The following is a 19,742-nucleotide window of genomic DNA, read 5'->3' as shown; positions in this document are numbered from 1 at the left end:
CGTGACCGACCTGTTCGCCGCCCGGGGCGCCGCCACGCCGCAGCCGGCCGACCTCGGCGACATCCTCGAGCGCGTCCTGAACACGGGAGTCGTGATCGCGGGCGACATCAAGGTGAAGCTGCTCGACATCGAGCTGCTGACGATCCAGCTCCGGCTGCTCGTCGTCTCCGTCGACAAGGCCCGGGACATGGGCATCGACTGGTGGGAGCACGACCGGTCGCTGTCGTCCGGACCCCGCCGACCGGAGGTACGGCGATGAGCGACGCCTGCGGCATGTGGGTCTATGCGGCCGTACCGCCGCACAGCCCGGTTCCTGAGCTGACCGGGGTGGCGGGTGAGCCGTTGTCGGTGGTCCGCGCGTCCTCGCTGGGCGCGGTCGTCGGCTGGGTGCCCTTCACCGTGGCAGAGGGCGACCGGGACCGCGTCGAAGGGATCGCGCGCGCTCACCATCGGGTCGTCACCGAACTGCACCGGCACACCGCGGTGGTCCCCTTCCGGCTCGGCACGGTCGTCGCCGACGAGGCGGGCGTCGGGGCGATGCTGGAGGCGTACGCGTCTCAGCTCCTGGACGGCATCCGGCTGGCGACCGGTCGTACCGAATGGGGTGTCAAGGTGTTCCTGCGCGATGTGCCCGCGCAAGCCGCCGGGCAGCCGGCCGCGAGCGGTGGTAGCGGGAAGGCGTACCTGATGCGGCGCCGGGCCGAGCGGCAAGCGAGCGAGGTGCACCGCCACCGGGTGGCCCAGCACGCGGATCGCGTCCACGAGGCTCTGAGCCGATATGCCGCGGTGAGTCGCCGTTATCCGGCGCACGGCCCGCAGATCGCCGTGCTCAACGCCGCCTATCTCGTGCCTGCCGACGACAGCAGCCGCTTCGTCGCAGCGGTTGCGGAGGTGGAGAACGCGAACCCAGCGCTGCGGACGGAGCTGACCGGGCCGTGGCCACCGTACTGTGTCGCGGTGCGCCTCGATGACCGGGCGGGAGCGGGGCGGCGGTGAGCGCCCCGCCGGTCCCCCTGGTCGACATCCTCGACCGGGTGCTCGCCCGGGGCGTGGTGGTCGAGGGAGACATCGTGCTCTCCATCGCGGACATCGACCTGGTACGCATCTCGCTGCGGGCACTGGTCAGCTCGGTGCACGCGCAGCTGTCCGGCATGCCGGAGGAGGAACGGTGGTGACCCGTGACGCCACGCGCCTGGCGCTGGAGGAGGAAACCGTGGGCCGGGGGCTCGCGACTCTGGTGCTGACCGTCGTCGAGCTGCTCCGCCGGCTGATGGAGCAGCAGGCGTTGCGCCGCGTCGACGAGGGGGACCTGTCCGAGGAGCAGATCGAGAAGCTGGGCAGCACGCTCATGGCGCTGGAAGAGGCGATGGTCGAGGTGTGCGGGCGGTTCGGGCTGACGCTTGCCGACGTCGACATCGACCTGGGGCCGCTCGGGCCCCTGCTCGGTCCGGCCTGCCCGCAGAATGACTGCCATGACCATCGAGACGGAACGCCTGGAACTGCGCCCGATCTCCACTGAGGACCTCCCGGGCTTCCTCGGCCTGCACGCCGACCCGGAGGTCAGCCGCTTCATCGGCAGGCACGACGCCGAGTCCGCCGCACGGCGCCTCCGGGAGGCCGAGGAGAGCTGGGCGGCGTCCGGCTACGGCATGTTCGCCGTGCTCGAGCGGCGGACGGGCGAGTTCCTCGGCCGCTGCGGCCTGGTCCACTGGCCGGAGCTCGACGAGACGGAGATCGGGTGGGCGCTGCACCGGCAGGCGTGGGGCCGCGGCTACGCCACCGAGGCGGCGCGCGCGTGCATCGCCTGGACCTTCGCGAACACGCCGCTGACCCGGATCACCGCCATGATCAACCCGGCCAACCCGCGCTCCCGGGCGGTCGCCGAGCGCCTGGGCATGACGTGGTCGCGGTCCACCCCGTTCCACGGGGCGGTCGTCGACGTCTACGAGCTACGCAAGCCCCGGGTCACTCATCGGGCGTGAGTCGGCAGTCCCGCGTCGCCGTCGACCAGTTCGGTCATGCGGTGCAGCGCCGGGTCGCCCTCGTCGGCGGTGTAGTCCTCGGGGTGGGTGACGTCGGGGCCGGACGGGACGCCGCGCCGGCGCAGCAGGGGAGTGACGGCGACGGCGACGGCGAGGTTCACCACCAGCGCGAGCACGCCGACGTAGACGGCGGCGTCCGTCGGCAGGCCCAGATGGGACAGCGGCCAGGCCGAGCCGCCGAAGTGGGCCCGCACGACGGTCCGCCCGTCGGCGCCGAGCTGGGGGATCTGGTAGAGCATGACGAGGCCCGTGAGCAGGCCCGCGACGAGGCCGGCGAGCAGCGCCCGGCGGTGGAACCAGGCGGTGAACAGGCCCAGGCCGACGGCCGGAACCGTCTGCAGGACGATGACGCCGCCGATGAGCTGCAGATCCACCGCGAACTGCGGGTCGAGGAGCAGGATGCAGCCGACGGCGCCGAGCTTCACGCCGAGGGACGCGTACCGGCTCACCCGGGCCTCCTGGGCCGGCGTGGCGTGCGGCCGCAGGTACTCCCGGTAGATGCTGCGGGTGTAGAGGTTGCCGGCGGCGATGGACATGACGGCGGCGGGCACCAGGGCGCCGACGCCGATCGCGGCCAGGGCGATGCCGGCGAACCAGTCCGGGAACACCTGGTGGAACAGCATGGGCACGACGGTGTTCAGGTCGCCGTCGAGCGGCACGACGCCCTTCGACAGCGCGACGTAGCCCAGCAGCGCGATCAGGCCGAGGGCGATGGTGTAGACGGGGAGTGCCGCCATGTTGCGCTGCAGCGTCGCCCGGTTGCGGGCGGCGAGGACGCCGGTGAGGACGTGCGGATAGGCGAACATCGCCAGTGCCGAGCCGACCGCGAGGGTGGCGTAGCTCAGGTGGTTGGCCGATCCCAGCAGCAGGCCGTCGCCGCTGTTCGGGGTGAGGTCGAAGTGCTCCTTGGCCGTCCGGAACGCGTTCGCCAGCCCGCGGGGCGTCATCGCGATGACGAGCATCGCGGCCAGCACGGTCCAGAGCAGCAGGAGGTCCTTGACGATGGACATCAACGCGGGGGCGCGCAGCCCGGACCGGAAGGTACAGGCCGCCAGCAGCGTGAACGCCGCCACGAGCGGCCAGTCGCCGGTGATGCCCATCGTCGCGAGCACGACGCTGAGGCCGACGAGCTGCAGGGCCACGTACGGCATGGTGGCGACCAGTCCGGTCACCGCGACCATCCCGGCGAGGCTGCGGGAACCGAACCGGGCGCGGACGAACTCGGCCGGGGTGACGAAGCCGTGCACGTGCGCGACCGACCAGGCGCGGGTGACCAGCAGGTACACCAGCGGCGTGGTCAGGACGGCGAACGGCACGGCGAAGAACCCCACCGCGCCGATGCCGTAGACCAGCGCCGGCACCGCCACCAGCGTGTACGCCGTGTAGATGTCGCCGCCGAGCAGGAACCACGTGACCCAGTTGCCGAAGGCGCGGCCGCCCAGCCCCCATTCCTCGAGGCTGTGCATGTCCTGCGGGCGGCGCCAGCGCGCGGCCCAGAAGCCGAGCATGACGACGAGGGCCAGCACGGCGGCGAAGACGGTGAACTCGATGCGATGTCCGGCGAGCACGTGCATGTCAGTCCCGCACCCGGGTGAGCTGGTACACCAGGGCGGTGGTCACCATGGTCAGCACGATCCCGACTAGCTGCACCCAGTAGAAGAACGGGATGCCCCACAGCTGCGGCTCGGCCCGGTCGTACAGGGGCGTGAGCAGCGGAAAGACCACCGGTACGGCGAGCAGCCAGTGCCACCGGCTCCGGTCGCGCCCGGCGCGCCGCCGCGTCCGGGCACCGTAGCCGGGGAAGGGGTCGGGGCGTGGCGTGCGGGGAGGCATGGTGAGAGAGCATCGGGCCGACCCGCGCACTCGACAATGTCCGCGGTGCACAGCTTTGGCGGTGCCCGGCTGGGCACTGTGCACTCCGCTCAGGAGGCGGATGCCAGCCCCGGCGCCGGTGTATCGAGGGGCATCTCTGCCGGCAGGAGCCGTACGGCCGTCAGGGCGAGGAAGCAGCACAGGACGTGCCGGTCGTCGTCGAGCGAGCCACCGGTCATGGCCTCGATCCGGCGGAGCCGGTTGGTGACCGTGTTGCGGTGGCAGTGCAGGGCCGCGGCGGCCGCGGCCACCGAGCGCCCGCCCCGCAGCCAGACCTCCAGCGTGTCGACGAGGATGCGGCGCTCGGCCGGGGCCTGCTCCAGCAGCCGGCCGAGGACGCGTTCGCTCAGCCGGCCGGCGAGCCGGGGCTGCGAGACCACCAGCGCCTCCGGCAGCCGGTCGTCGATCCGGTACACCCGGGGCGGTCCGGGTGCCGCGGTGGCGAGCGCCGTCTCCGCGGCCCACCGCGCCTCGGCCAGCGAGCCTAGACCGGTGACCGGCCACGACACTCCGGCGCAGCGGGGCAGCAGCGACTCCAGCAGGGCGTCGACGGTGGCCGGCGAGTGCTCACCCAGGGCGAGGACCCCGAACTCCCGGTCGCCTGTGGTGCGCCAGGCCGATGGGATGCCCCGCACGGCGAGGGCGTCGCCCGGCACCGTCAGCGGGCGGTCGACGGCAGCGTCGTAGCGCAGCGCCACCACCGCGAACCGGCCGTGCGGCGGCAGGCCCAGCGCGACGGCGGCCGCGGCGGCGGTGGCCGGGTCCGGGGCGGTGTCGTTCAGCAGGGCGTCGACCAGGGCGGCCCGGCGGTCGTCGTCGCGGGTGCCGAGCTCCGCCTCGGTCGCCCGGTAGGCGTCGGCGACGACGAGGGAGTAGCGGTGCACCAGCTCCAGCACGCTGCTCGTCGCCTCGGTCGCCACCTCCACGCAGCCCGGCGGCCCGTTGCGCGCCTCGCTGAGCAGCGCCTCCCAGATGGTGGAGGTGCCCAGCCGGTACGCGTGCAGCACCGCCTCGAGCGGAACGCCCTGCACGGCGCGCCGGCGGCCGGTGGCGCGCGGCGCCTCGAGCGGATCGACGCCGTCCGGCACCGAGCCGGCGAGGACCTGCAGGATCCGCTCGAGGTTGTCGTGGCAGGAGTCGAGCAGGTCCGCGCGGGTCACCCGGTCCCGGTGGCCGTACGCCCGGTTCTCGTCCTCGATGCGCTCAGCGAGGTCCCGTGCCAGGTCGGGCAGGCGGCCGAGCAACGCCGAGACGAGCAGCCGCAGCGATGTCTGCGCCATCACACCACGCTACTTGACACCTCTGTCAGTTTCAATGACGCTGTGTCAAACCGGGAGGGGGCGCGATGGCGGCAGCGGACACACAGGTCGCGGTGGTGGTCGGCGCGGACCCGGTGGCGCCCGCGCTCGCACGGCGCCTGCGCGCCGACGGGACCCGCGTCTGCCTGGTCGGCGCCGAGCCGGCCGACGGGGACGCCGACGCCGACTGGACGCTGACGGGTGACCCGGCCGACGTCGACCTGCAGAGCCGGGCCATCCGGGCGGTCGTGGACCGCTGGGGGCGGCTCGACCTGCTCGTCGTCCACACGCCCGAGCTGGGCTCCGAGCCACTGCTCGAATGTGACCCGATCGCCCTCCAAGCGCTGGTACGAGGCAGCGTGGCCGCGCCGCTCGGGTGGGCGCAGCGGGCGTACTGGCTGGCGATGGCGGGCGGAGGCGGACGCGTCCTGCACCTGGCCACCTCCGTGCGGACGGGCGGCGTGGCCCTCGGTGCCTCGATGCTGCGCGGGCTGACCCGGCTGATCGCCGCCGAGCTCGCCCCGGCGGTACGGGTCAACGGGCTGACCGTGCCGGCGGGAACCGCTCCCGAGCTGTTCGCCGACCTCGCGTACCTGCTGTCGCGCAGCACGGTGGCCAGCGGCGAGGTGGTCGAGGCCGGCACCGCCGCCGACCAGCTCCAGCAGGTGGCCTGATGCCCGCGCAGGCGACCGGGCGTACCCGCCGTCGCCGCGGCATCGTCGAACAGGAGATCTACGAGCACGCCGCGCGGCTCTTCGCCGAACGCGGCTTCGCCGCCACCAGCCTGCAGGACATCGCCGTGTCGATGGGGCTGACCCGCACCGCGATGTACCACTACGTCGACAGCAAGGACGCCCTGCTCGAGAAGATCGTCACCGAGGTGACGCTCGAGGGTGTGGCACTGTTGCGCGCGATCCGTGGCCGCGCCGACCTCGACCCGCGCGGCCGGCTGCGCCTGGCGGCGTACGAGATGGCCAGCCGCAACGCCGCCAACCCGGCACGCTTCCGGCTCTGGCACATCGGCCAGATGGAGCTGGGCGAGCCGCTCGCCGGCCGCAACGAGCGGGCCAAGCGAGGGGTCCTGGCCGAGCTGCGCGGACTCATCGACGACGGTGTGCGGGCCGGAGTCCTGCGTCCCGTCGACTCCCGCACCGCCGCCCTGGGCATCCTCGGCATGTGCAACTGGATCGCCTGGTGGTTCCGGCCCTCCCCGGAGCACCCGGTGGAGCCGGTGGCGGACGCGCTCGCCGAGATGGCGGTGCAGGGGCTCCTCGCCGCACCCGCCGGAGTCGCCGGCCCGCAGCCGGAGGCGGCATCGGCCCTCGCGGCGGTCCGTGCAGAGCTCGACCGGCTGGAGGCCGTGCTGCACGCCGCGGGATAGCGACGTCTCGCGCATTTGGTCATAGCCACGGATGGATGCTTGGATCCCCGTCGTGGAAGATCGTTCACTTTCGCGAGGGCGCCGTCGTGTCCTCGCGATCATCGCCGGTGTGGCAGTCGCTCTCGTGGCGTTCAGTGCTGGGGTCGTCCTGCTGTGGCCGCATGGCGAGTCCGCGGCGGTGGCCCAGCACCACCCGGAAGCGAGCTCGCCGACGCCGTTCGAACAGGCCGTCAAGATCCTGGACCAGCAGGCGGCGGCTTTGCTGAAGGGCGATGAGAAGGGGTGGATCGCCCCTGTCGATCGAAGCCGGCCGGCGCTGGTGGCCCGGTACCGAAGAATCTTCCGGAACCTGCGTGCCCTCGACGTGAGCCACGCCGAGTACCACGCCTTCCCGAGACAGGACGGCAAGCCCGGCGCCGTGACCGCCAACGCGGTGTTCGGCTACTGCTTCAGCGGCGTCGTCTGTCCCGGCTGGCGCGATGAGTTCAGCGAAGGGCCACCGAAGACCGCTCAGCTTCTCACCTTCGAGCTGATCAAGGGCCGATACGTGGTCACCGACATGGCGGCCGGCATGGGCGCCGGCGGAAACCACCTGCAGCGGGCCCCGTGGGACGGCGGCGACCTGGTCGTCGCCCGCGGCGAGCGGGTCACGGTCGCCGCCACTCGCAGCCAGAGCAAGCACGTGCGGGAAGTGCTGACAGCTGCCGAGAAGGCGGTGGTCGTCGCCGACCACTTCGCGGGCTACGTGGGCGGATCGCAGCGGCACCACCGCATCTACCTGGCCGACGAGCAGGCATGGGATTCCTGGTACGGCGGGGGACCCGACTGGGCATTCGGCCACGCGCTGCCCTTGAACGCGGTGGGCGCCGACGTGGTGCTGAGAGCCGGCGAGGTGCTGAGAACCCGCCGCCAGCTCGCCTTCTCCATCCAGCACGAACTCGGGCACGTGGTCACCCTGTCCGGCCTCACCGACTGGGAGACCGACCACCAGTGGCTGGCGGAGGGCATCGCCGACTACATCGGCGCCTACCCGCGCAAGCCGGAGACCACCGGCAACCGGGACGTCCTGGCAGCGGAGTTCCGGCGCCGGAACGCCCCGACGACGATCGCTACGAAACCGCTCACCGGCGACGCCGACGACCGTACCGTCCACCGGCTCTATGCCATGGGGCACTTCGCCGCCACGTGCATGGCCGACACGTACGGCGAGCGCAAGCTGTTCGCCTTCACCGACCGTGTTCTGCGGCGCGGGGACACGCTGGACACTGCGGCGCGCGCCGCGTACGGGACGTCGTTCGACGCGGTCGACAAGACCTGCCTGAAGTGGATCAAGCAACGGGTCAGGTGACGGAAGCGCCACCGTGGCACGTTCTGGAGATTCGTAGCGCGCAAGATGGCGACCTACGACGACGTGCGGTTCGTCTCGTTCCGCTAGCTGGTCGCGTGGCTCGAGGCCCAGGATCCGCAGGTGCTGAGCCGGCTGCGCTCCCTGCCGGTCGGCCGGGCACCGAAGGGCGGAGGTCGTCGTTCGCGGACGGCCGGTAGAAGGCGACGGCTCCCATCGATGATCTGGTACGTTGCCACGCTGAGCTGAAGATCATCGGGGGAGTTGTAGTGCGGCGTTCTCGTTCCGGCATTGTCGTTTCGTCCGTCATCGCGGTGGCGTTCCTGTCGGGCTGCACGACCGAGTCCGACCAGCCGGCCACCGTCGCGGCACCGGTGAGCGCGCCGGCCTCGGCGGCGCCCAGCCCGTCGGCGGCCGGCCTCGACGCCGCCACCAAGAAGGCGTGCAAGGGTCTGCTCGCTGCGGTGAAGGACACCACCGCGAAGGTGGCCGACGCCGAGAAGATCGGCCCGCCCGCCGGGCACTTCGCCGTGGGGGCGGCCTACGCCGCCGGCTCCGCCCAGCTGGCAGCCGAGTCGATCGGCAGCACCGACGAGCGGGTCTCGGCCGCCGCGGACGGGGTGTCCGCCGCGATGATGGATCTCGACAAGGCTCAGCAGAAGGACCCCGAGGGCAAACCCAGCAAGGCGAAGCTGAAGGCGGCCGTCGCCGACCTGAAGAAGGTGTGCTCCGCCGGGTGAGCGGCCGCACGACTTCGGCGAGTTCCACCAGTTCCTCACGGACGTTCATCTGGCAGCCATGCTCCGTACCAGGGACATGTTGTTGGCTGGACCGGTCGAGGCACCAACCGATCCTGGAGGAACCACGTGTCGACCCGCACCACCCGGTGGCTCGCCGCGCCCCTGCTCGCCGGAGCTCTCGCTGCCGCCGGCATGACGCTCGTCAACCCGCTGAGCGCGGCGGACGCCGGCCCGGCCGCGAAGCACCCGGCCAGGGCGCGCAACGTCATCTTCATCAACGGCGACGGCATGGCCGCCGCCCAGCGCGAGGCCGCCCGGCTGTACTACGCCGGCCTGGACGGGCAGCTCACCATGGACAAGCTGCCGGTGTCCGGCCAGCTGACCACCAGCCCGCACGACCCCAGGACCGCGATCACCGACTCGGCCGCCGCCGCCACCGCGTGGGCCACCGGCGAGAAGACCTACAACGGCGCGATCAGCGTCGACGTCGACGGCAACCCGCTGCCCACGCTGGGCGTGCAGGCCAAGGCCGCCGGCAAGGCCACCGGCCTGGTCACCACCGCGCAGGTGACCGACGCCAGCCCGGCCGCGTTCTTCGCCAACACCGCGAACCGCTCCGCCCAGGACGAGATCGCCCGGCAGTACATCGAGGTCAGCAAGCCGGACGTGATCCTCGGTGGCGGCGAGGACTGGTGGCTGCCGGCGGGCAGCCCCGGCGCGTACCCGGACAAGCCGGCGGAGGACCCGGCCGAGGCCAGCAAGGGCACCAAGGGCGACCTGATCGCGGCGGCGAAGCGGCGCGGCTACCAGTACGTCTCCACCGCCGGCGAGCTCGCCGCGGCCCGCAAGGGCAAGGTGCTCGGCCTGTTCGGCAACGAGGAGCTGTTCCAGCAGCGGCCCGAGGGCGAGGGCGACGTCTACAACCCGCCGGTCAGCCTGGCCACGATGACCACCAAGGCGCTGGGCACGCTCGAGCGCGACCGGGACGGCTTCTTCCTGCTCGTCGAGGAGGAGGGCGTCGACGAGTTCGCTCACGAGAACAACGGCACCCGGATGCTGCAGGCCCTCGGCGAGCTGGAGAAGGCGGTCGCGGTGGCCCGCGCGTACGCGGCGGCGCACCCCGACACGCTGGTCGTGGTGACCGGCGACCACGAGTGCGGCGGCCTGACCGTCGAGGACACCGCCACCACCGACGAGTCCGGCGACGGCATCTCGGCCGAGGACGGGCCGTTCCCGGTCAAGAACAGCAGCCTGACGTTCAAGCTGGACTGGACGACCTCCGGGCACACCGGCGTCGACGTGCCGGTCACCGCGTACGGCCCCCTCGCCGACCGGTTCACCGGCAAGCACCCCAACTCGTACGTGCACGACGTGCTCGCGGCGGCGTTGACCCGCTGACAGGCTGAACGTCAGGGCCCTGTCGCCAATCGGCGGCAGGGCCCATGCCGTGACGCTCACCTTCTCCCCAGCGGAGTGCGCGATGATGGCGCGATGCGGGTGCTGGTGGTGGAGGACGAGCGGTTTCTCGCCGAGATGATGGCCGAAGGGCTGCGCCACGAGGCCATGGCCGTCGATGTGGCGTTCGACGGGGGCGCGGCGCTGGAACGGCTCGGCGTCAACGACTACGACGTGCTCGTGCTCGACCGGGACCTGCCGGTGGTGCACGGCGACGACGTCTGCCGTCAGCTTGTCCGGCGCGGGGACGACCTGCGGATCCTCATGCTGACCGCCTCGGGTGGGGTGCACGAGCGGGTGGCCGGGCTCAACCTCGGCGCCGACGACTACCTGACCAAGCCGTTCGCTTTCGAGGAGCTCGTCGCGCGGGTGCGGGCGCTCGGGCGGCGGGCCGTCGCGCCTGTGCCGCCGGTGCTCGAGCATGCCGGCATCACCGTCGACTTCGGGCGGCGGCTCGTGTATCGCGAGGGGCGGCCGGTGCCGCTGTCGCGGAAGGAGTACGCCGTCCTCGAGGTGCTCATGCGGGCGCGGGGCACCGTCGTGAGCGCCGAGGAGCTGCTGGAGCGGGCGTGGGACGAGAACGCGGACCCGTTCACCACGGTCGTCAAGGTGACCATGAGCAAGCTGCGCGCCAAGCTGGGCGACCCGCCGGTCATCACCACGGTGCCGGGGAGCGGATACCGGCTATGAGGATCCCGGTCCGCGGCTCGCTGCGACTCCGGATGACCCTTCTGTACGGCACCCTCTTCGCGGTGGTGACCACTGTGGTCCTGGTCGTCGTGCAGCGCTTCCTGCTGGCCGCCGTACGGCAGAAGGTGCAGGGCATCCCGCTGCCCTCGCCCGCGGTGGCGACCACGCAGCCGCCGCCGGTGCGTGACAGCGACCTCCAGCACAGCATCGCGGCCGCGCAGGAGGGGATCGCCAGCACCCAGCGGGCGCTCACGCTCGCCACGGTCGTGGTCGTCGCCGTGCTGGCGTTCGTGGTGTGCTGGTGGCTGACCGGGCGGCTGCTCCGGCCGCTGCAGCGCATCAACGGCACGGCGCGCCGCCTGTCGCTGTCCAACCTGCATGAGCGGATCGCCCTGACCGGCCCGGACGACGAGCTGAAGGACCTCGCCGACACGTTCGACGCGATGCTCGACCGGCTGGAGCGGGGCGTGGAGGCGCAGCGCCGGTTCGCCGCGAACGTCTCGCACGAGCTGCGGACGCCGCTGGCCGTGCAGCGTACCGCCGTCGAGGTCGGACTGGCCGATCCGACGCCCGAGCGGCTGGCCCGGGTACGCCGGGAGCTGCTGCGCACCACCGAGCGTTCGGAACGGCTCATCGAAGGGCTGCTGGCGCTCGCGCAGGGTGAGCGCGGGTTGCAGGATCCGGGCCCGGTCGATCTCGCCGCCCTCACCACGCGAGTCGTCGAGCAGCACCGGGCGGCGGCCGAGCGGGCCGGCGTACGCCTCGACGTCACCGTCGGCGCGCTCACGGTGACGGGGGACGAGGTGATGCTCGCCCAGCTGGTCGGCAACCTGGTGCAGAACGCCGTCCGCTACAACGAGGCCGGGGGCAGCGTCGCGGTCACCCTGTCGTCCGCGGGCGGCCTGAGCGTGCGCAACACCGGCCCTCGGGTGCCGCCCGAGCGGGTGGACGAGCTCTTCGAGCCGTTCCGGCGGCTGCACGCCGAGCGGACCGGGCCGGCCGAGGGTGCGGGGCTCGGCCTGTCCATCGTGGTGGCCATCGCCGGCGCCCACGGCGGCGAGGTCGGCGCGGCGGCGAACCCGGACGGCGGGCTCACCGTCACCGTCACGTTCAGGTCGTCGCGAGGGCCTCGGTCGGGGTGAGCCGGGCGGCCCGGCGCGCCGGGTAGACGCCGGCCAGGGCGCCCACCGTGATCGCGGCGGCGGCCCCGCCGGCGATGGCGTCGGCCGGCAGCGCGAGCGGCCAGTCGCGCCACCACGCGAAGCCCAGGCAGGCGGCCAGGCCGAGCAGGACACCGGCGACGCCGCCCAGCGCCGACAGCGCCATGGACTCGGTGAGGAACTGCAGCCGGATCTGGCCGGTCGTGGCGCCCAGGGCCCGGCGCAGCCCGATCTCCTGGCGGCGCTCGAGGACGGCGATCACCATGATGTTGGCGATGCCGACCCCTCCGGCGAGCAGGGTGATCACGCCCAGGCCGAAGAAGAGGCCGGTGAACGTACGCTCGGCGGCGGCGCGGGCGGTCAGCACGTCCGACGGACGGCTCACCTGAACCTGCTCGGGATGTTCCGGGTCGACCGTCGCCGCCAGCACCGACCGCACCGCGCCGACCGTGTCGTCGGTGGAGCGCTCGTACAGGGTGGTGGCGTTGCCGTCGAAGCCGAGCCGGCGGGCGAACTCCCAGCCGATGAGGGCGGACCGGTCGATCTCGGCGGCCGCCGGCAGCTGGTCGGCCACCCCGATCACCAGGAACCATCGGCCGGCGATGAACACGTGCTCCCCGGCCGAGTCGATGCCGAGCCGCCGCGCGGCGGTCGAGCCGAGCACCACGGCCGGGTACCGGCTGGTCGCGGCGTTCAGGAAGGTACCCGTGCGCATCGACCCGCCGAGCGCCGACAGCAGGGTGGTCCGGGCGGCCTGCACCGCGATGCCACTGGTCGTGCTCGGGTCGACCAGGTCGGTCCGGCGTACCGTGGTGTTCTTGACCGTCCCGGTGGCGGTGACCCCGGTGACGCCGGGAATCCGCGAGACCATGCCTTCGGCGGTGGCCGGCAGGGTGGCCTGCTGCCCGGTGATCGACGTGCCGGCCGTGACGGTCAGCAGGTCGGTGCCGATCGCGTCGATCTGGGCGAGCAGGGCGGCCCTGCTCACCGCGCTGATGCCGACCAGCCCGACCATGGTGGCGACCCCGATCGCGATGCCGAGGGCCGACAGCGCGGCGCGCAGCGGGCGGCCGCGCAGCCCGGTCAGGCCGACCGCGGCCACGTCGCGCAGGCGCAGACGCGCCGGTTCCGGAGGCGCCGTCATGACTGCGGAACCCGAACCTTGTCCCCGGCGTTCAGGGCACCGGTCACCTCGACGTTGTCGCCGTCGAAGATCCCGAGCCGCACCGGCACGGATCTGACCGGCCCTGAATCCGGCACCACCTCGACCGAGTACGTGGTGTCGGAGGCCGCCAGCAGCGAGTTGATGGGCACGGCGAGCACGTTCTCGTGCACGGCGCTCGCGAAGGCGACGGTCACCGGGGCGCCGTCGAGAGCGGCCACCGCCGACGCCTCGAGCGTCACCGTCACCGTGATCTTCGCGTTCCCGGTGTCCGAACCGGACGATGCATCGGCGGCGGCGACCGTACCGATCGACGAGACGGTCCCGCGCACCTTCCTCCCGCCCGGCAGCGTGACCTCGACCGCCGCGCCTTTGCGGGCGAGCGTCTGGGCGTCGCTCACCGAGAGGTCGGCGGTGACCTGCCGCTGCGTGCCGGTGACCGAGTAGACGACACCGCCGGCCCGGCCGGACAGCGACGCCCGCACCTCGGCCACCCGGACGGCGCCGGGCTGGACCACGACGTCGCCGGGCTCCAGCGTGCCCGTCCTCGCCATGCCCATGGCCCTCTGCCACTTCCGGACGGCCCGCTTCGTCGCGGCGGTGAACGTGCGGTCGACCGTGATGTGGTCGCCGTACCCGAGAGCGTCCAGGTTGCGCTCCAGCTCCAGCACGTCGTACCCGTCGGCCATGCCGTGCCGCAGGGTGCGCCAGAACGGCGTGCTGCCGTAGAACAGGCCGATGCCGTGCCCGTCGACGCCGTACGCCCGGTCGCCGCGCTCGAGCACCGCGCCGGCCGAGGGCAGCCAGGTGATCCGCCCGCTCGCCCCGGCCAGGACGCTGCGCCGGGGCCCGAAGCCCAGCGTGCCGTCCTCGTCGGCCCGGCTGACCAGCTCGGTGCGGATCACCTCCGCGGTGGGCAGCGTGGTCGTGGACGTGGTTGAGGCGGCTGCGGTGCTGTGGTGCTGCCAAGCGTACGCGCCGCCGCCCGCGGCGCCGATCACCAGGAGGGCGGCGCCACCGATCGCCGCCGCACGTTTGCGGCCGGTGGTCATCACTCGCCGCCGTCCGGCACGGCGGGAACCTGCTGGTTGCACACGGAATAGGCCGTGGTCAGCTTCTCGTGCGAATAGGTGGCCCCGTCCGCGAGGGAGACGATCGTGCTGCCGGCATCCGGGTCCTTGGCGTCGATGCCCTGCCCGCGCAGGCACTCCGCCAGCTTCAGCGCGCGTTCCTGCTCGGCGTCGCTCGGCGCGTCCTGGGCGTCCACCGGCGGCGCGAACCGGGCGCAGGCCGACAGGGCCGCGAGGTTGCCGGGGTCGCTGGTGCTCAGCGCGACCACGGCCGGCTCGTTGCCCGGGCCGGGATCCGGTACGTCGACGCCCGCGCTGCGCATGCACTGTCTGTACTGGGCCACCTTCTGCGCGTCCACGCTCGACGGCGCGGACGGGGCGTCGGATCCCCGACCGCACCCGGCGAGGCCCACGACCCCGGCGGCGCCGAGGATCATCGCGTACCGCATGACGGTTCTCATGGCGGCCAGCGTGGTCCGGAGAGGGTTTCCGCGCGGTGAACGTCCGGCACGTGCAACTGCTGCTCGACGAAATGCACCGGCGCCGGGGAGGCTGTCGAGCATGCTGAGCGGGGTGTGCACCGTGGACCGTGACGAACCCGGATATGCGCAGCTCATCGGGCTGCTCGACTCCGACTACATCTCCTATCGCCTGATCTCCCATCGCCCCGAGGGCCGCACCGACGCGGCCAGCGCGCTGCGGGGGCATCCGCTGGACCAGGCCGCGAAGTCGGTCATGGTCCGGGTGGCGTCCGGCAAGCGGTCGCGACGGTACGTGCTGGCGGTCGTGCCCGGAGACCGGCGGGTCGACCTGCGGGCCCTCGCCGACCGGTACTCCGCCCGGGAGGCGGCGTTCGCGTCACGGCACGTGGCGGAGCGCCTCGCCGGCAGCGTGAGCGGGTCGTTCGCCCCGTTCGCGTTCTCCCCGGACCTGGACCTGCTCGTCGACGACCGGCTGCTGGCGCACCGGGAGATCTACTTCAACGCGTGCCGGCTCGACCTGTCCATCGCCCTGCCGGTCGCTCACTACCTGGCGCTCGCCCGCCCGCAGATCGCGCCCATCGCCACCGCCACCTGACCCGGGCGGCCGTCAGCCGGACATCGCCACCAGGACGCGGCGCGCGCCCTCGAACGGGCGCCTGCCGTGCGCGACGAGCACGTTGTCGATCAGCAGGACGTCGCCCCGCTGCCACGGCACGTCGACGGCGAGCTCCAGCGCGCGCTGCTGGATCTGCTCGATGAACGCGTCCGGGATCGGGCTGCCGTCGGCGAACGTGACGTACTGCGGGAACTCCTCGGGATCGAGGATGTCGTACAGCTCCGCCGCCGTCCGGTCGCCGAGACCGGCCGGATGGAACTGGTCGGCCTGGTTGAACCACACCTCGGCGCCGGTGACCGGATGCCGGACGGTCGCCGGCCGGTACTGGCTGATCCGCAGGCCGTCCGGGCCCCACTTCCACTGCGCCTGCGAAGCGTCGAGGAACTCCTCCACCGCGGCGCGGTCGTCGGTCTCGAACGTCTCCTGCCAGCTCTTCCCGAAGCCCAGTCCGTCGTGCAGGTTCTGGATGTAGCAGAGCCCGCCGGCGAACGCGTCGCGGATCTCGCCGTCGAGCGCCGAGAGCCACAGCTCGCCGTCCAGCACCGGGGTCGCTCCGCCGCTCTCCGCGGCCGTTTCGCAGAAGAACACGAGGCGGGCGGGCCAGCGGTGGGCGTACGCCATCTCGTTGTGCAGGGAAATGGTGAACTGCGGCGGATATTCCGTCGAAGTGTAGAGGTTGCCGCCCACTTTGGTCCGTGGCGAATTGCCGTGGACATAGGGCAGGCGACCGGGCACCACCAGGTCCAGCACCGGGTCCAGCGAATCCGGCGACAGCTCGAATCCCCGGAACACCAGCGCCTTCCGCTCGATCAACAGGTCTTCGAGCCGGTCCGGGCCGAGGGTGGCCAGCCAGGACGCGAGATCCGGTGTGCCGGCGGCCGCGCTGCTCACCTCGTACGGTGTCCAGGCGTTGCCGTTTTCCGCGGCGATTGTCATTGCGCTCCCCGATGTCAGCCGGCCGCAATGCCTGCGAGTATGTGGCCGGAGTTGGCGTGCGTTCATCGTTGCGCTCGAATGCCGCTCGTCCAACCGGCGCGATGCCGCAGTTGGACGCCGGGAACCGATCGACAGGTGCAGAAACCGGGGGTAATGATCATGGTGGTGGTGATGGCGCCGGAGGCGACGCCGGCGGATGTGGAAGCGGTCGTCCGGGTGGTCGAGTCGGCGGGTGGCCGGGCGTTCGTCAGCCGGGGGCTGTCGCGGACCATCGTCGGCCTGGTCGGCGACGTCGCCGACTTCGAGGTGCTCAACCTGGGCAGCCTCGCGGGCGTGCTGCAGGTGATCCGCGTGTCGGTGCCGTTCAAGCTGGTCAGCCGCGAGCACCACCCGGCGCGCTCGGTGATCCGGGTCGGCGGTGTGCCGATCGGTCCCGGCACGCTGACCGTGATCGCCGGGCCGTGTGCCGTGGAGTCGCCGGAGCAGACGCTGCGGGCGGCGCGCATGGCCCAGGCGGCCGGGGCCTCGCTGCTGCGCGGCGGTGCCTACAAGCCGCGCACCTCCCCGTACTCGTACCAGGGTCTGGGCGAGGACGGCCTGCGCATCCTGGCGGACGTCCGCGCCGAGACGGGCCTGCCGGTCGTCACCGAGGTCATCGATCCGGGCAGCGTGGAGACGGTGGCGTCCTACGCCGACATGCTGCAGGTCGGGGCCCGCAACATGCAGAACTTCGCGCTGCTGCAGGCGGTCGGTTCGGCGGGCCGGCCGGTGCTGCTCAAGCGCGGCTTCAGCGCGACGATCGAGGAGTGGCTGAGCGCCGCCGAGTACATCGCGCAGCGCGGGAACCTCGACATCGTGCTCTGCGAGCGCGGCATCCGGACCTTCGAGACCGCCACCCGCAACACCCTCGACATCAGCGCGGTACCGGTGGCGCAGCGGCTCTCCCACCTGCCGGTGATCGTCGACCCTTCCCACTCCGGTGGGCGCCGGGACCTGGTGCTGCCCCTGACCCGGGCGGCGATCGCCGTGGGCGCCGACGGGCTCATCGTCGACGTGCACCCGGAGCCGAACACGGCGCTCTGCGACGGTGACCAGGCGCTGCAGGAGTCGGACATCCGCGAGCTCGCCGACGTCATCGCGGGCATGCCGCCGTTGATGGGCCGGATGCTCGCGATGTCGCGCGACGGGTCCCGGCGGCCCGCGTCAGTCGGCTGACGACGGTCGTCCCACCGGCGCAAACCCGCGGTGGGACGACCACCGGACGGTACGCAGCCGGCCGGCGGCTGCGATGTCCTCGCAGCCGGCCAGCCCCATGACGTCGCGCAGCTCGGCTCCCAGCAGCTGCAGCACCCGCGCCGCCCCGGCCTCGCCGGCGGCCGCCAGGCCCCACATCAGCGGCCGGCCGAGCAGGACGCCCGAGGCACCCAGGGCGAGCGCGCGCAGGACGTCCGTTCCGCTGCGGATGCCGCTGTCCAGCAGCACCTCGCAGTCGCCGGCCACCGCCTCGACCACCTCCGGCAGGGCGTCGGCGCTGGCCACCGCGCCGTCGAGCTGACGGCCGCCGTGGTTCGACACCACCACCGCCGCCACGCCGTACTCGACCGCCCGCCGGGCGTCCTCCGGCGCGAGCAGTCCCTTCACGACCAGCGGCAGCCGGGTCCGTTCGCGCAGCCGCGCCAGTGCCGACCACGTGAGGGCGGGGGAGAACTCCTGGCTGGTGTGGGCGGCCACCGCGGACCCGGTCCCGGCCCGATCGTGCGCGGCAGCGGTGGTCGTCAGGTTGGCGGCCCGGACGTGCGCCGGCAGCGCGAAGCCGTTGCGGATGTCCCGCAGCCGCCGGCCCATCCAGGGCACGTCGACGGTCACCACGACGGCCTCGCAACCCGCGTCCTCGGCCCGGCGGACCAGATCCAGGGTGGCGGCGTCGTCCCGCAGCCAGTAGAGCTGGAACCACACCCTCCCGCCGATCGCGGTGATCCGCTCGATCGGCACGCTGCCGAGGGTGCTGGCGATGAACGGGACACCCGCCGCCGCGGTGGCGCGGGCCGTGGCCGTCTCGCCGTCGGGATGCAGCAGACGCTGGTACGCCACCGGCGCGGCCGCGACCGGAAGCTCCACCGGGCGGCCCAGCAGGGTGGACCGGGTGCTGCAGGCGGAGACGTCGCGCAGCATCCGGGGTACGAGGAACACGTTGTCCAGAGCCGCACGGTTGGCCTCGAGCGTCGTCTCGGCGCCGCTGCCCCCGCTGACGAAGTCCCAGACGTCGGCGGGCAGGCACGCGGCGGCGAGGCGCTCGAAGCCGGCCGCGGTGACCGGCTCAGCGCAGGGGTCCACGCTGACCGGTCCGTTCCCGCTCCACCGCCTCGTAGAGGGCCTTGATGTTCGCGCTGCCGAAGGTGCCGGCACCCTGCCGTTCGATGATCTCGAAGAAGATCGTGTGCCGGGGGTGGGTGGAGGCGGTGAAGATCTGGAACAGCTGCCCCTCGGCGTTCTCGTCGACCAGCACGTTGGTGGCACGCAGGCTCTCGACCTTGGCGTCGGGCAGGTGCACCCGCTCGCCCAGCAGGTCGTAGTACGCCGGCGGGGTGGTCAGGAACGGGACGCCGCGGCGGCCGAGCACCCGGACGGTGCGCACCACGTCGGGCGAGGAGAACGCCACGTGCTGCACGCCGGCGCCCTGATGGCTCTTGAGGAACTCGTCGATCTGCCCGGGCTGCGCCGACTCGTCCGGCTCGATCAGGGTGAGCGTCACGGCGCCGGAGCCGCTCTGCACGACGGTCGACTCCATCACCTGCGCGCCGACGGAGATGCGTTCCTTGAAGATGTCCCGGAAGCCGAGGATCCGGCGGTAGTGGTCGACCGTCGGCAGCAGCGAGCCCGCCGTCAGGCACACCGCGATGTGGTCCACCTGCTGCAGGGCGGCGGCGTCCGGCCTGGTCTCACCCGTCTTCAGAGCCGCCCGGAACCCGACCGGCAGGCCGGGACCCGCGCCGGCGGGCCGCTCGACGAGCGTGTGCACCACGTCGCCGAACCCGCCGATCGCGGCGGTGACCGAGGGGCCCGGGCCGCCGTGCCGCACCGGCCGCCGGACGACCTCGGCGCCGCCGGCCACCGCGGCCCGGAACGTCGCCTCCACGTCGGTGGTGCGCAGTGCGATGTCGGCGACCCCGTCGCCGTGCTCGAGCAGGTACGCCGAGGCCGGATGGTGATCGGACGTGGGCTCGGTGAGCACCAGGGTGATGTCACCCTGGCGCAGGGCCAGGCTGCGGTGGTCGGCGGACCCGCCGGATCCCGCCACGGTGAACCCGTACTGGTCGACCCAGGTGAAAGCCGCTTGATCGAGGTCGTCGACATAGAACTCGAGATAGTCGATCGAGGCGATTTCCCGTGAGCCTGTCTGGGAATCAAGCATCGTCGCTCCCTGTCGGTGAGGCGAGGTCTTTGGGACTGTAGGGCCGCATCCCGGTGTCTGGCCAAAAGCGTGGAGCGCACA

23 protein-coding genes are annotated in these 19,742 nt (G+C 72.6%); 14 read left to right on the top strand and 9 right to left on the bottom strand.

The window, feature by feature from the left end; translation table 11 throughout:
* The first annotated feature begins 1 nt into the window (after position 1).
* From AB0J80_RS27520 to AB0J80_RS27500, 5 genes are read left to right on the top strand one after another with little or no spacing between them, the layout of a single operon-like run.
* Entirely contained in the window at positions 2–259 is a 258-nt protein-coding gene (locus tag AB0J80_RS27520) for a gas vesicle protein (protein ID WP_364710374.1), read from the top strand.
* The gene (locus AB0J80_RS27515) at positions 256–996 is read left to right on the top strand and encodes a GvpL/GvpF family gas vesicle protein (RefSeq protein ID WP_364710372.1); all 741 of its coding nucleotides are present in this window, start codon (positions 256–258) and stop codon (positions 994–996) included. The genes AB0J80_RS27520 and AB0J80_RS27515 overlap by 4 nt, the downstream gene beginning before the upstream one ends.
* A complete protein-coding gene (locus AB0J80_RS27510; RefSeq protein ID WP_364710369.1) occupies positions 993–1,175 on the top strand; it encodes a gas vesicle protein in 183 nt (60 codons plus the stop codon). The genes AB0J80_RS27515 and AB0J80_RS27510 overlap by 4 nt, the downstream gene beginning before the upstream one ends.
* Positions 1,169–1,519 (top strand): gas vesicle protein K, encoded by a 351-nt coding sequence (locus AB0J80_RS27505; protein ID WP_364710367.1) that lies wholly within the window; start codon positions 1,169–1,171, stop codon positions 1,517–1,519. The genes AB0J80_RS27510 and AB0J80_RS27505 overlap by 7 nt, the downstream gene beginning before the upstream one ends.
* Complete coding sequence (locus AB0J80_RS27500) at positions 1,473–1,982, top strand: GNAT family N-acetyltransferase (RefSeq protein ID WP_364710365.1); 510 nt, start codon at positions 1,473–1,475, stop codon at positions 1,980–1,982. Before AB0J80_RS27505 ends, AB0J80_RS27500 begins: the two co-directional genes overlap by 47 nt.
* Here the strand turns inward: AB0J80_RS27500 and AB0J80_RS27495 are convergent.
* The 3 genes from AB0J80_RS27495 to AB0J80_RS27485 form a co-directional block, all read right to left on the bottom strand.
* Entirely contained in the window at positions 1,970–3,616 is a 1,647-nt protein-coding gene (locus AB0J80_RS27495) for a sodium:solute symporter (RefSeq protein WP_364710363.1), read from the bottom strand. The genes AB0J80_RS27500 and AB0J80_RS27495 overlap by 13 nt on opposite strands.
* A gap of 1 nt (position 3,617) precedes the next feature.
* On the bottom strand, positions 3,618–3,875 hold the full coding sequence (locus tag AB0J80_RS27490) for a DUF3311 domain-containing protein (protein WP_364710361.1): 258 nt from the start codon (positions 3,873–3,875) through the stop codon (positions 3,618–3,620).
* 89 nt (positions 3,876–3,964) lie between these two features.
* The gene (locus tag AB0J80_RS27485; protein WP_364710358.1) at positions 3,965–5,194 is read right to left on the bottom strand and encodes a helix-turn-helix domain-containing protein; all 1,230 of its coding nucleotides are present in this window, start codon (positions 5,192–5,194) and stop codon (positions 3,965–3,967) included.
* Positions 5,195–5,259: 65 nt separating this feature from the next.
* On the opposite strand from AB0J80_RS27485, the gene AB0J80_RS27480 reads away from it, so the two are divergent.
* From AB0J80_RS27480 to AB0J80_RS27450, 7 genes are all read left to right on the top strand, one after another.
* Positions 5,260–5,886, top strand: a complete 627-nt coding sequence (locus AB0J80_RS27480) for a hypothetical protein (protein ID WP_364710355.1) — start codon at positions 5,260–5,262, stop codon at positions 5,884–5,886.
* On the top strand, positions 5,886–6,593 hold the full coding sequence (locus AB0J80_RS27475; protein ID WP_364710352.1) for a TetR/AcrR family transcriptional regulator: 708 nt from the start codon (positions 5,886–5,888) through the stop codon (positions 6,591–6,593). Before AB0J80_RS27480 ends, AB0J80_RS27475 begins: the two co-directional genes overlap by 1 nt.
* A 109-nt stretch (positions 6,594–6,702) precedes the next feature.
* Positions 6,703–7,941, top strand: a complete 1,239-nt coding sequence (locus AB0J80_RS27470) for a hypothetical protein (protein ID WP_364710350.1) — start codon at positions 6,703–6,705, stop codon at positions 7,939–7,941.
* Positions 7,942–8,207: 266 nt separating this feature from the next.
* Positions 8,208–8,678, top strand: coding sequence for a hypothetical protein (locus AB0J80_RS27465; protein ID WP_364710349.1), 471 nt, complete (start codon positions 8,208–8,210; stop codon positions 8,676–8,678).
* 126 nt (positions 8,679–8,804) lie between these two features.
* Complete coding sequence (locus AB0J80_RS27460) at positions 8,805–10,076, top strand: alkaline phosphatase (protein WP_364710347.1); 1,272 nt, start codon at positions 8,805–8,807, stop codon at positions 10,074–10,076.
* Between the two features lie 93 nt (positions 10,077–10,169).
* Positions 10,170–10,823, top strand: a complete 654-nt coding sequence (locus AB0J80_RS27455) for a response regulator transcription factor (RefSeq protein WP_364710343.1) — start codon at positions 10,170–10,172, stop codon at positions 10,821–10,823.
* Between the two features lie 32 nt (positions 10,824–10,855).
* Positions 10,856–11,965: an ATP-binding protein gene (locus AB0J80_RS27450; RefSeq protein WP_364710340.1), complete on the top strand. Its 1,110-nt coding sequence runs from the start codon at positions 10,856–10,858 to the stop codon at positions 11,963–11,965.
* On the opposite strand, the gene AB0J80_RS27445 is transcribed toward AB0J80_RS27450, so the two are convergent.
* The 3 genes from AB0J80_RS27445 to AB0J80_RS27435 are packed head-to-tail and all read right to left on the bottom strand — an operon-like array spanning position 11,934 to position 14,676.
* Entirely contained in the window at positions 11,934–13,127 is a 1,194-nt protein-coding gene (locus AB0J80_RS27445) for an ABC transporter permease (protein ID WP_364710337.1), read from the bottom strand. The genes AB0J80_RS27450 and AB0J80_RS27445 overlap by 32 nt on opposite strands.
* Complete coding sequence (locus AB0J80_RS27440) at positions 13,124–14,197, bottom strand: peptidoglycan-binding protein (protein WP_364710335.1); 1,074 nt, start codon at positions 14,195–14,197, stop codon at positions 13,124–13,126. Before AB0J80_RS27440 ends, AB0J80_RS27445 begins: the two co-directional genes overlap by 4 nt.
* A complete protein-coding gene (locus AB0J80_RS27435; protein WP_364710332.1) occupies positions 14,197–14,676 on the bottom strand; it encodes a hypothetical protein in 480 nt (159 codons plus the stop codon). The genes AB0J80_RS27440 and AB0J80_RS27435 overlap by 1 nt, the downstream gene beginning before the upstream one ends.
* Before the next feature lie 121 nt (positions 14,677–14,797).
* Between AB0J80_RS27435 and AB0J80_RS27430 the strand changes: the two genes are divergently transcribed.
* Positions 14,798–15,292, top strand: coding sequence for a YbaK/EbsC family protein (locus AB0J80_RS27430; protein WP_364710330.1), 495 nt, complete (start codon positions 14,798–14,800; stop codon positions 15,290–15,292).
* Between the two features lie 12 nt (positions 15,293–15,304).
* On the opposite strand, the gene AB0J80_RS27425 is transcribed toward AB0J80_RS27430, so the two are convergent.
* Positions 15,305–16,249 (bottom strand): TauD/TfdA family dioxygenase, encoded by a 945-nt coding sequence (locus AB0J80_RS27425; protein ID WP_364710328.1) that lies wholly within the window; start codon positions 16,247–16,249, stop codon positions 15,305–15,307.
* Between the two features lie 159 nt (positions 16,250–16,408).
* Between AB0J80_RS27425 and aroF the strand changes: the two genes are divergently transcribed.
* On the top strand, positions 16,409–17,464 hold the full coding sequence (gene aroF, locus AB0J80_RS27420) for a 3-deoxy-7-phosphoheptulonate synthase (protein ID WP_364710325.1): 1,056 nt from the start codon (positions 16,409–16,411) through the stop codon (positions 17,462–17,464).
* Here the strand turns inward: aroF and AB0J80_RS27415 are convergent.
* Together AB0J80_RS27415 and hppD are read right to left on the bottom strand one after the other, a co-directional pair.
* Complete coding sequence (locus tag AB0J80_RS27415; RefSeq protein ID WP_364710323.1) at positions 17,453–18,583, bottom strand: alpha-hydroxy acid oxidase; 1,131 nt, start codon at positions 18,581–18,583, stop codon at positions 17,453–17,455. The two genes, aroF and AB0J80_RS27415, sit on opposite strands and share 12 nt — an antisense overlap.
* The gene (gene hppD, locus AB0J80_RS27410) at positions 18,567–19,661 is read right to left on the bottom strand and encodes a 4-hydroxyphenylpyruvate dioxygenase (protein ID WP_364710320.1); all 1,095 of its coding nucleotides are present in this window, start codon (positions 19,659–19,661) and stop codon (positions 18,567–18,569) included. Before hppD ends, AB0J80_RS27415 begins: the two co-directional genes overlap by 17 nt.
* Between the last annotated feature and the right edge of the window lie 81 nt (positions 19,662–19,742).

The sequence above is a fragment of the Actinoplanes sp. NPDC049548 genome, from assembly GCF_040676695.1.
In the GTDB taxonomy this organism is placed as follows: Bacteria; Actinomycetota; Actinomycetes; order Mycobacteriales; family Micromonosporaceae; genus Actinoplanes.
Note: the sequence above shows the minus strand (reverse complement) of the source record. Positions and strands in the feature narration are given on the sequence as shown.

What these genes read in the sequence shown, in the direction of transcription:
- AB0J80_RS27515 (WP_364710372.1), top strand. Translation starts at nt 256, where the DNA reads ATGAGCGACGCCTGCGGCATGTGGGTCTATGCGGCCGTACCGCCGCAC.
- AB0J80_RS27500 (WP_364710365.1), top strand. Translation starts at nt 1,473, where the DNA reads ATGACCATCGAGACGGAACGCCTGGAACTGCGCCCGATCTCCACTGAG.
- AB0J80_RS27495 (WP_364710363.1), bottom strand. Translation starts at nt 3,616, where the DNA reads ATGCACGTGCTCGCCGGACATCGCATCGAGTTCACCGTCTTCGCCGCC.
- AB0J80_RS27490 (WP_364710361.1), bottom strand. Translation starts at nt 3,875, where the DNA reads ATGCCTCCCCGCACGCCACGCCCCGACCCCTTCCCCGGCTACGGTGCC.
- AB0J80_RS27485 (WP_364710358.1), bottom strand. Translation starts at nt 5,194, where the DNA reads ATGGCGCAGACATCGCTGCGGCTGCTCGTCTCGGCGTTGCTCGGCCGC.
- AB0J80_RS27480 (WP_364710355.1), top strand. Translation starts at nt 5,260, where the DNA reads ATGGCGGCAGCGGACACACAGGTCGCGGTGGTGGTCGGCGCGGACCCG.
- AB0J80_RS27475 (WP_364710352.1), top strand. Translation starts at nt 5,886, where the DNA reads ATGCCCGCGCAGGCGACCGGGCGTACCCGCCGTCGCCGCGGCATCGTC.
- AB0J80_RS27455 (WP_364710343.1), top strand. Translation starts at nt 10,170, where the DNA reads ATGCGGGTGCTGGTGGTGGAGGACGAGCGGTTTCTCGCCGAGATGATG.
- AB0J80_RS27450 (WP_364710340.1), top strand. Translation starts at nt 10,856, where the DNA reads ATGACCCTTCTGTACGGCACCCTCTTCGCGGTGGTGACCACTGTGGTC.
- AB0J80_RS27445 (WP_364710337.1), bottom strand. Translation starts at nt 13,127, where the DNA reads ATGACGGCGCCTCCGGAACCGGCGCGTCTGCGCCTGCGCGACGTGGCC.
- AB0J80_RS27440 (WP_364710335.1), bottom strand. Translation starts at nt 14,197, where the DNA reads ATGACCACCGGCCGCAAACGTGCGGCGGCGATCGGTGGCGCCGCCCTC.
- AB0J80_RS27435 (WP_364710332.1), bottom strand. Translation starts at nt 14,676, where the DNA reads ATGAGAACCGTCATGCGGTACGCGATGATCCTCGGCGCCGCCGGGGTC.
- AB0J80_RS27425 (WP_364710328.1), bottom strand. Translation starts at nt 16,249, where the DNA reads ATGACAATCGCCGCGGAAAACGGCAACGCCTGGACACCGTACGAGGTG.
- aroF (WP_364710325.1), top strand. Translation starts at nt 16,409, where the DNA reads ATGGTGGTGGTGATGGCGCCGGAGGCGACGCCGGCGGATGTGGAAGCG.
- hppD (WP_364710320.1), bottom strand. Translation starts at nt 19,661, where the DNA reads ATGCTTGATTCCCAGACAGGCTCACGGGAAATCGCCTCGATCGACTAT.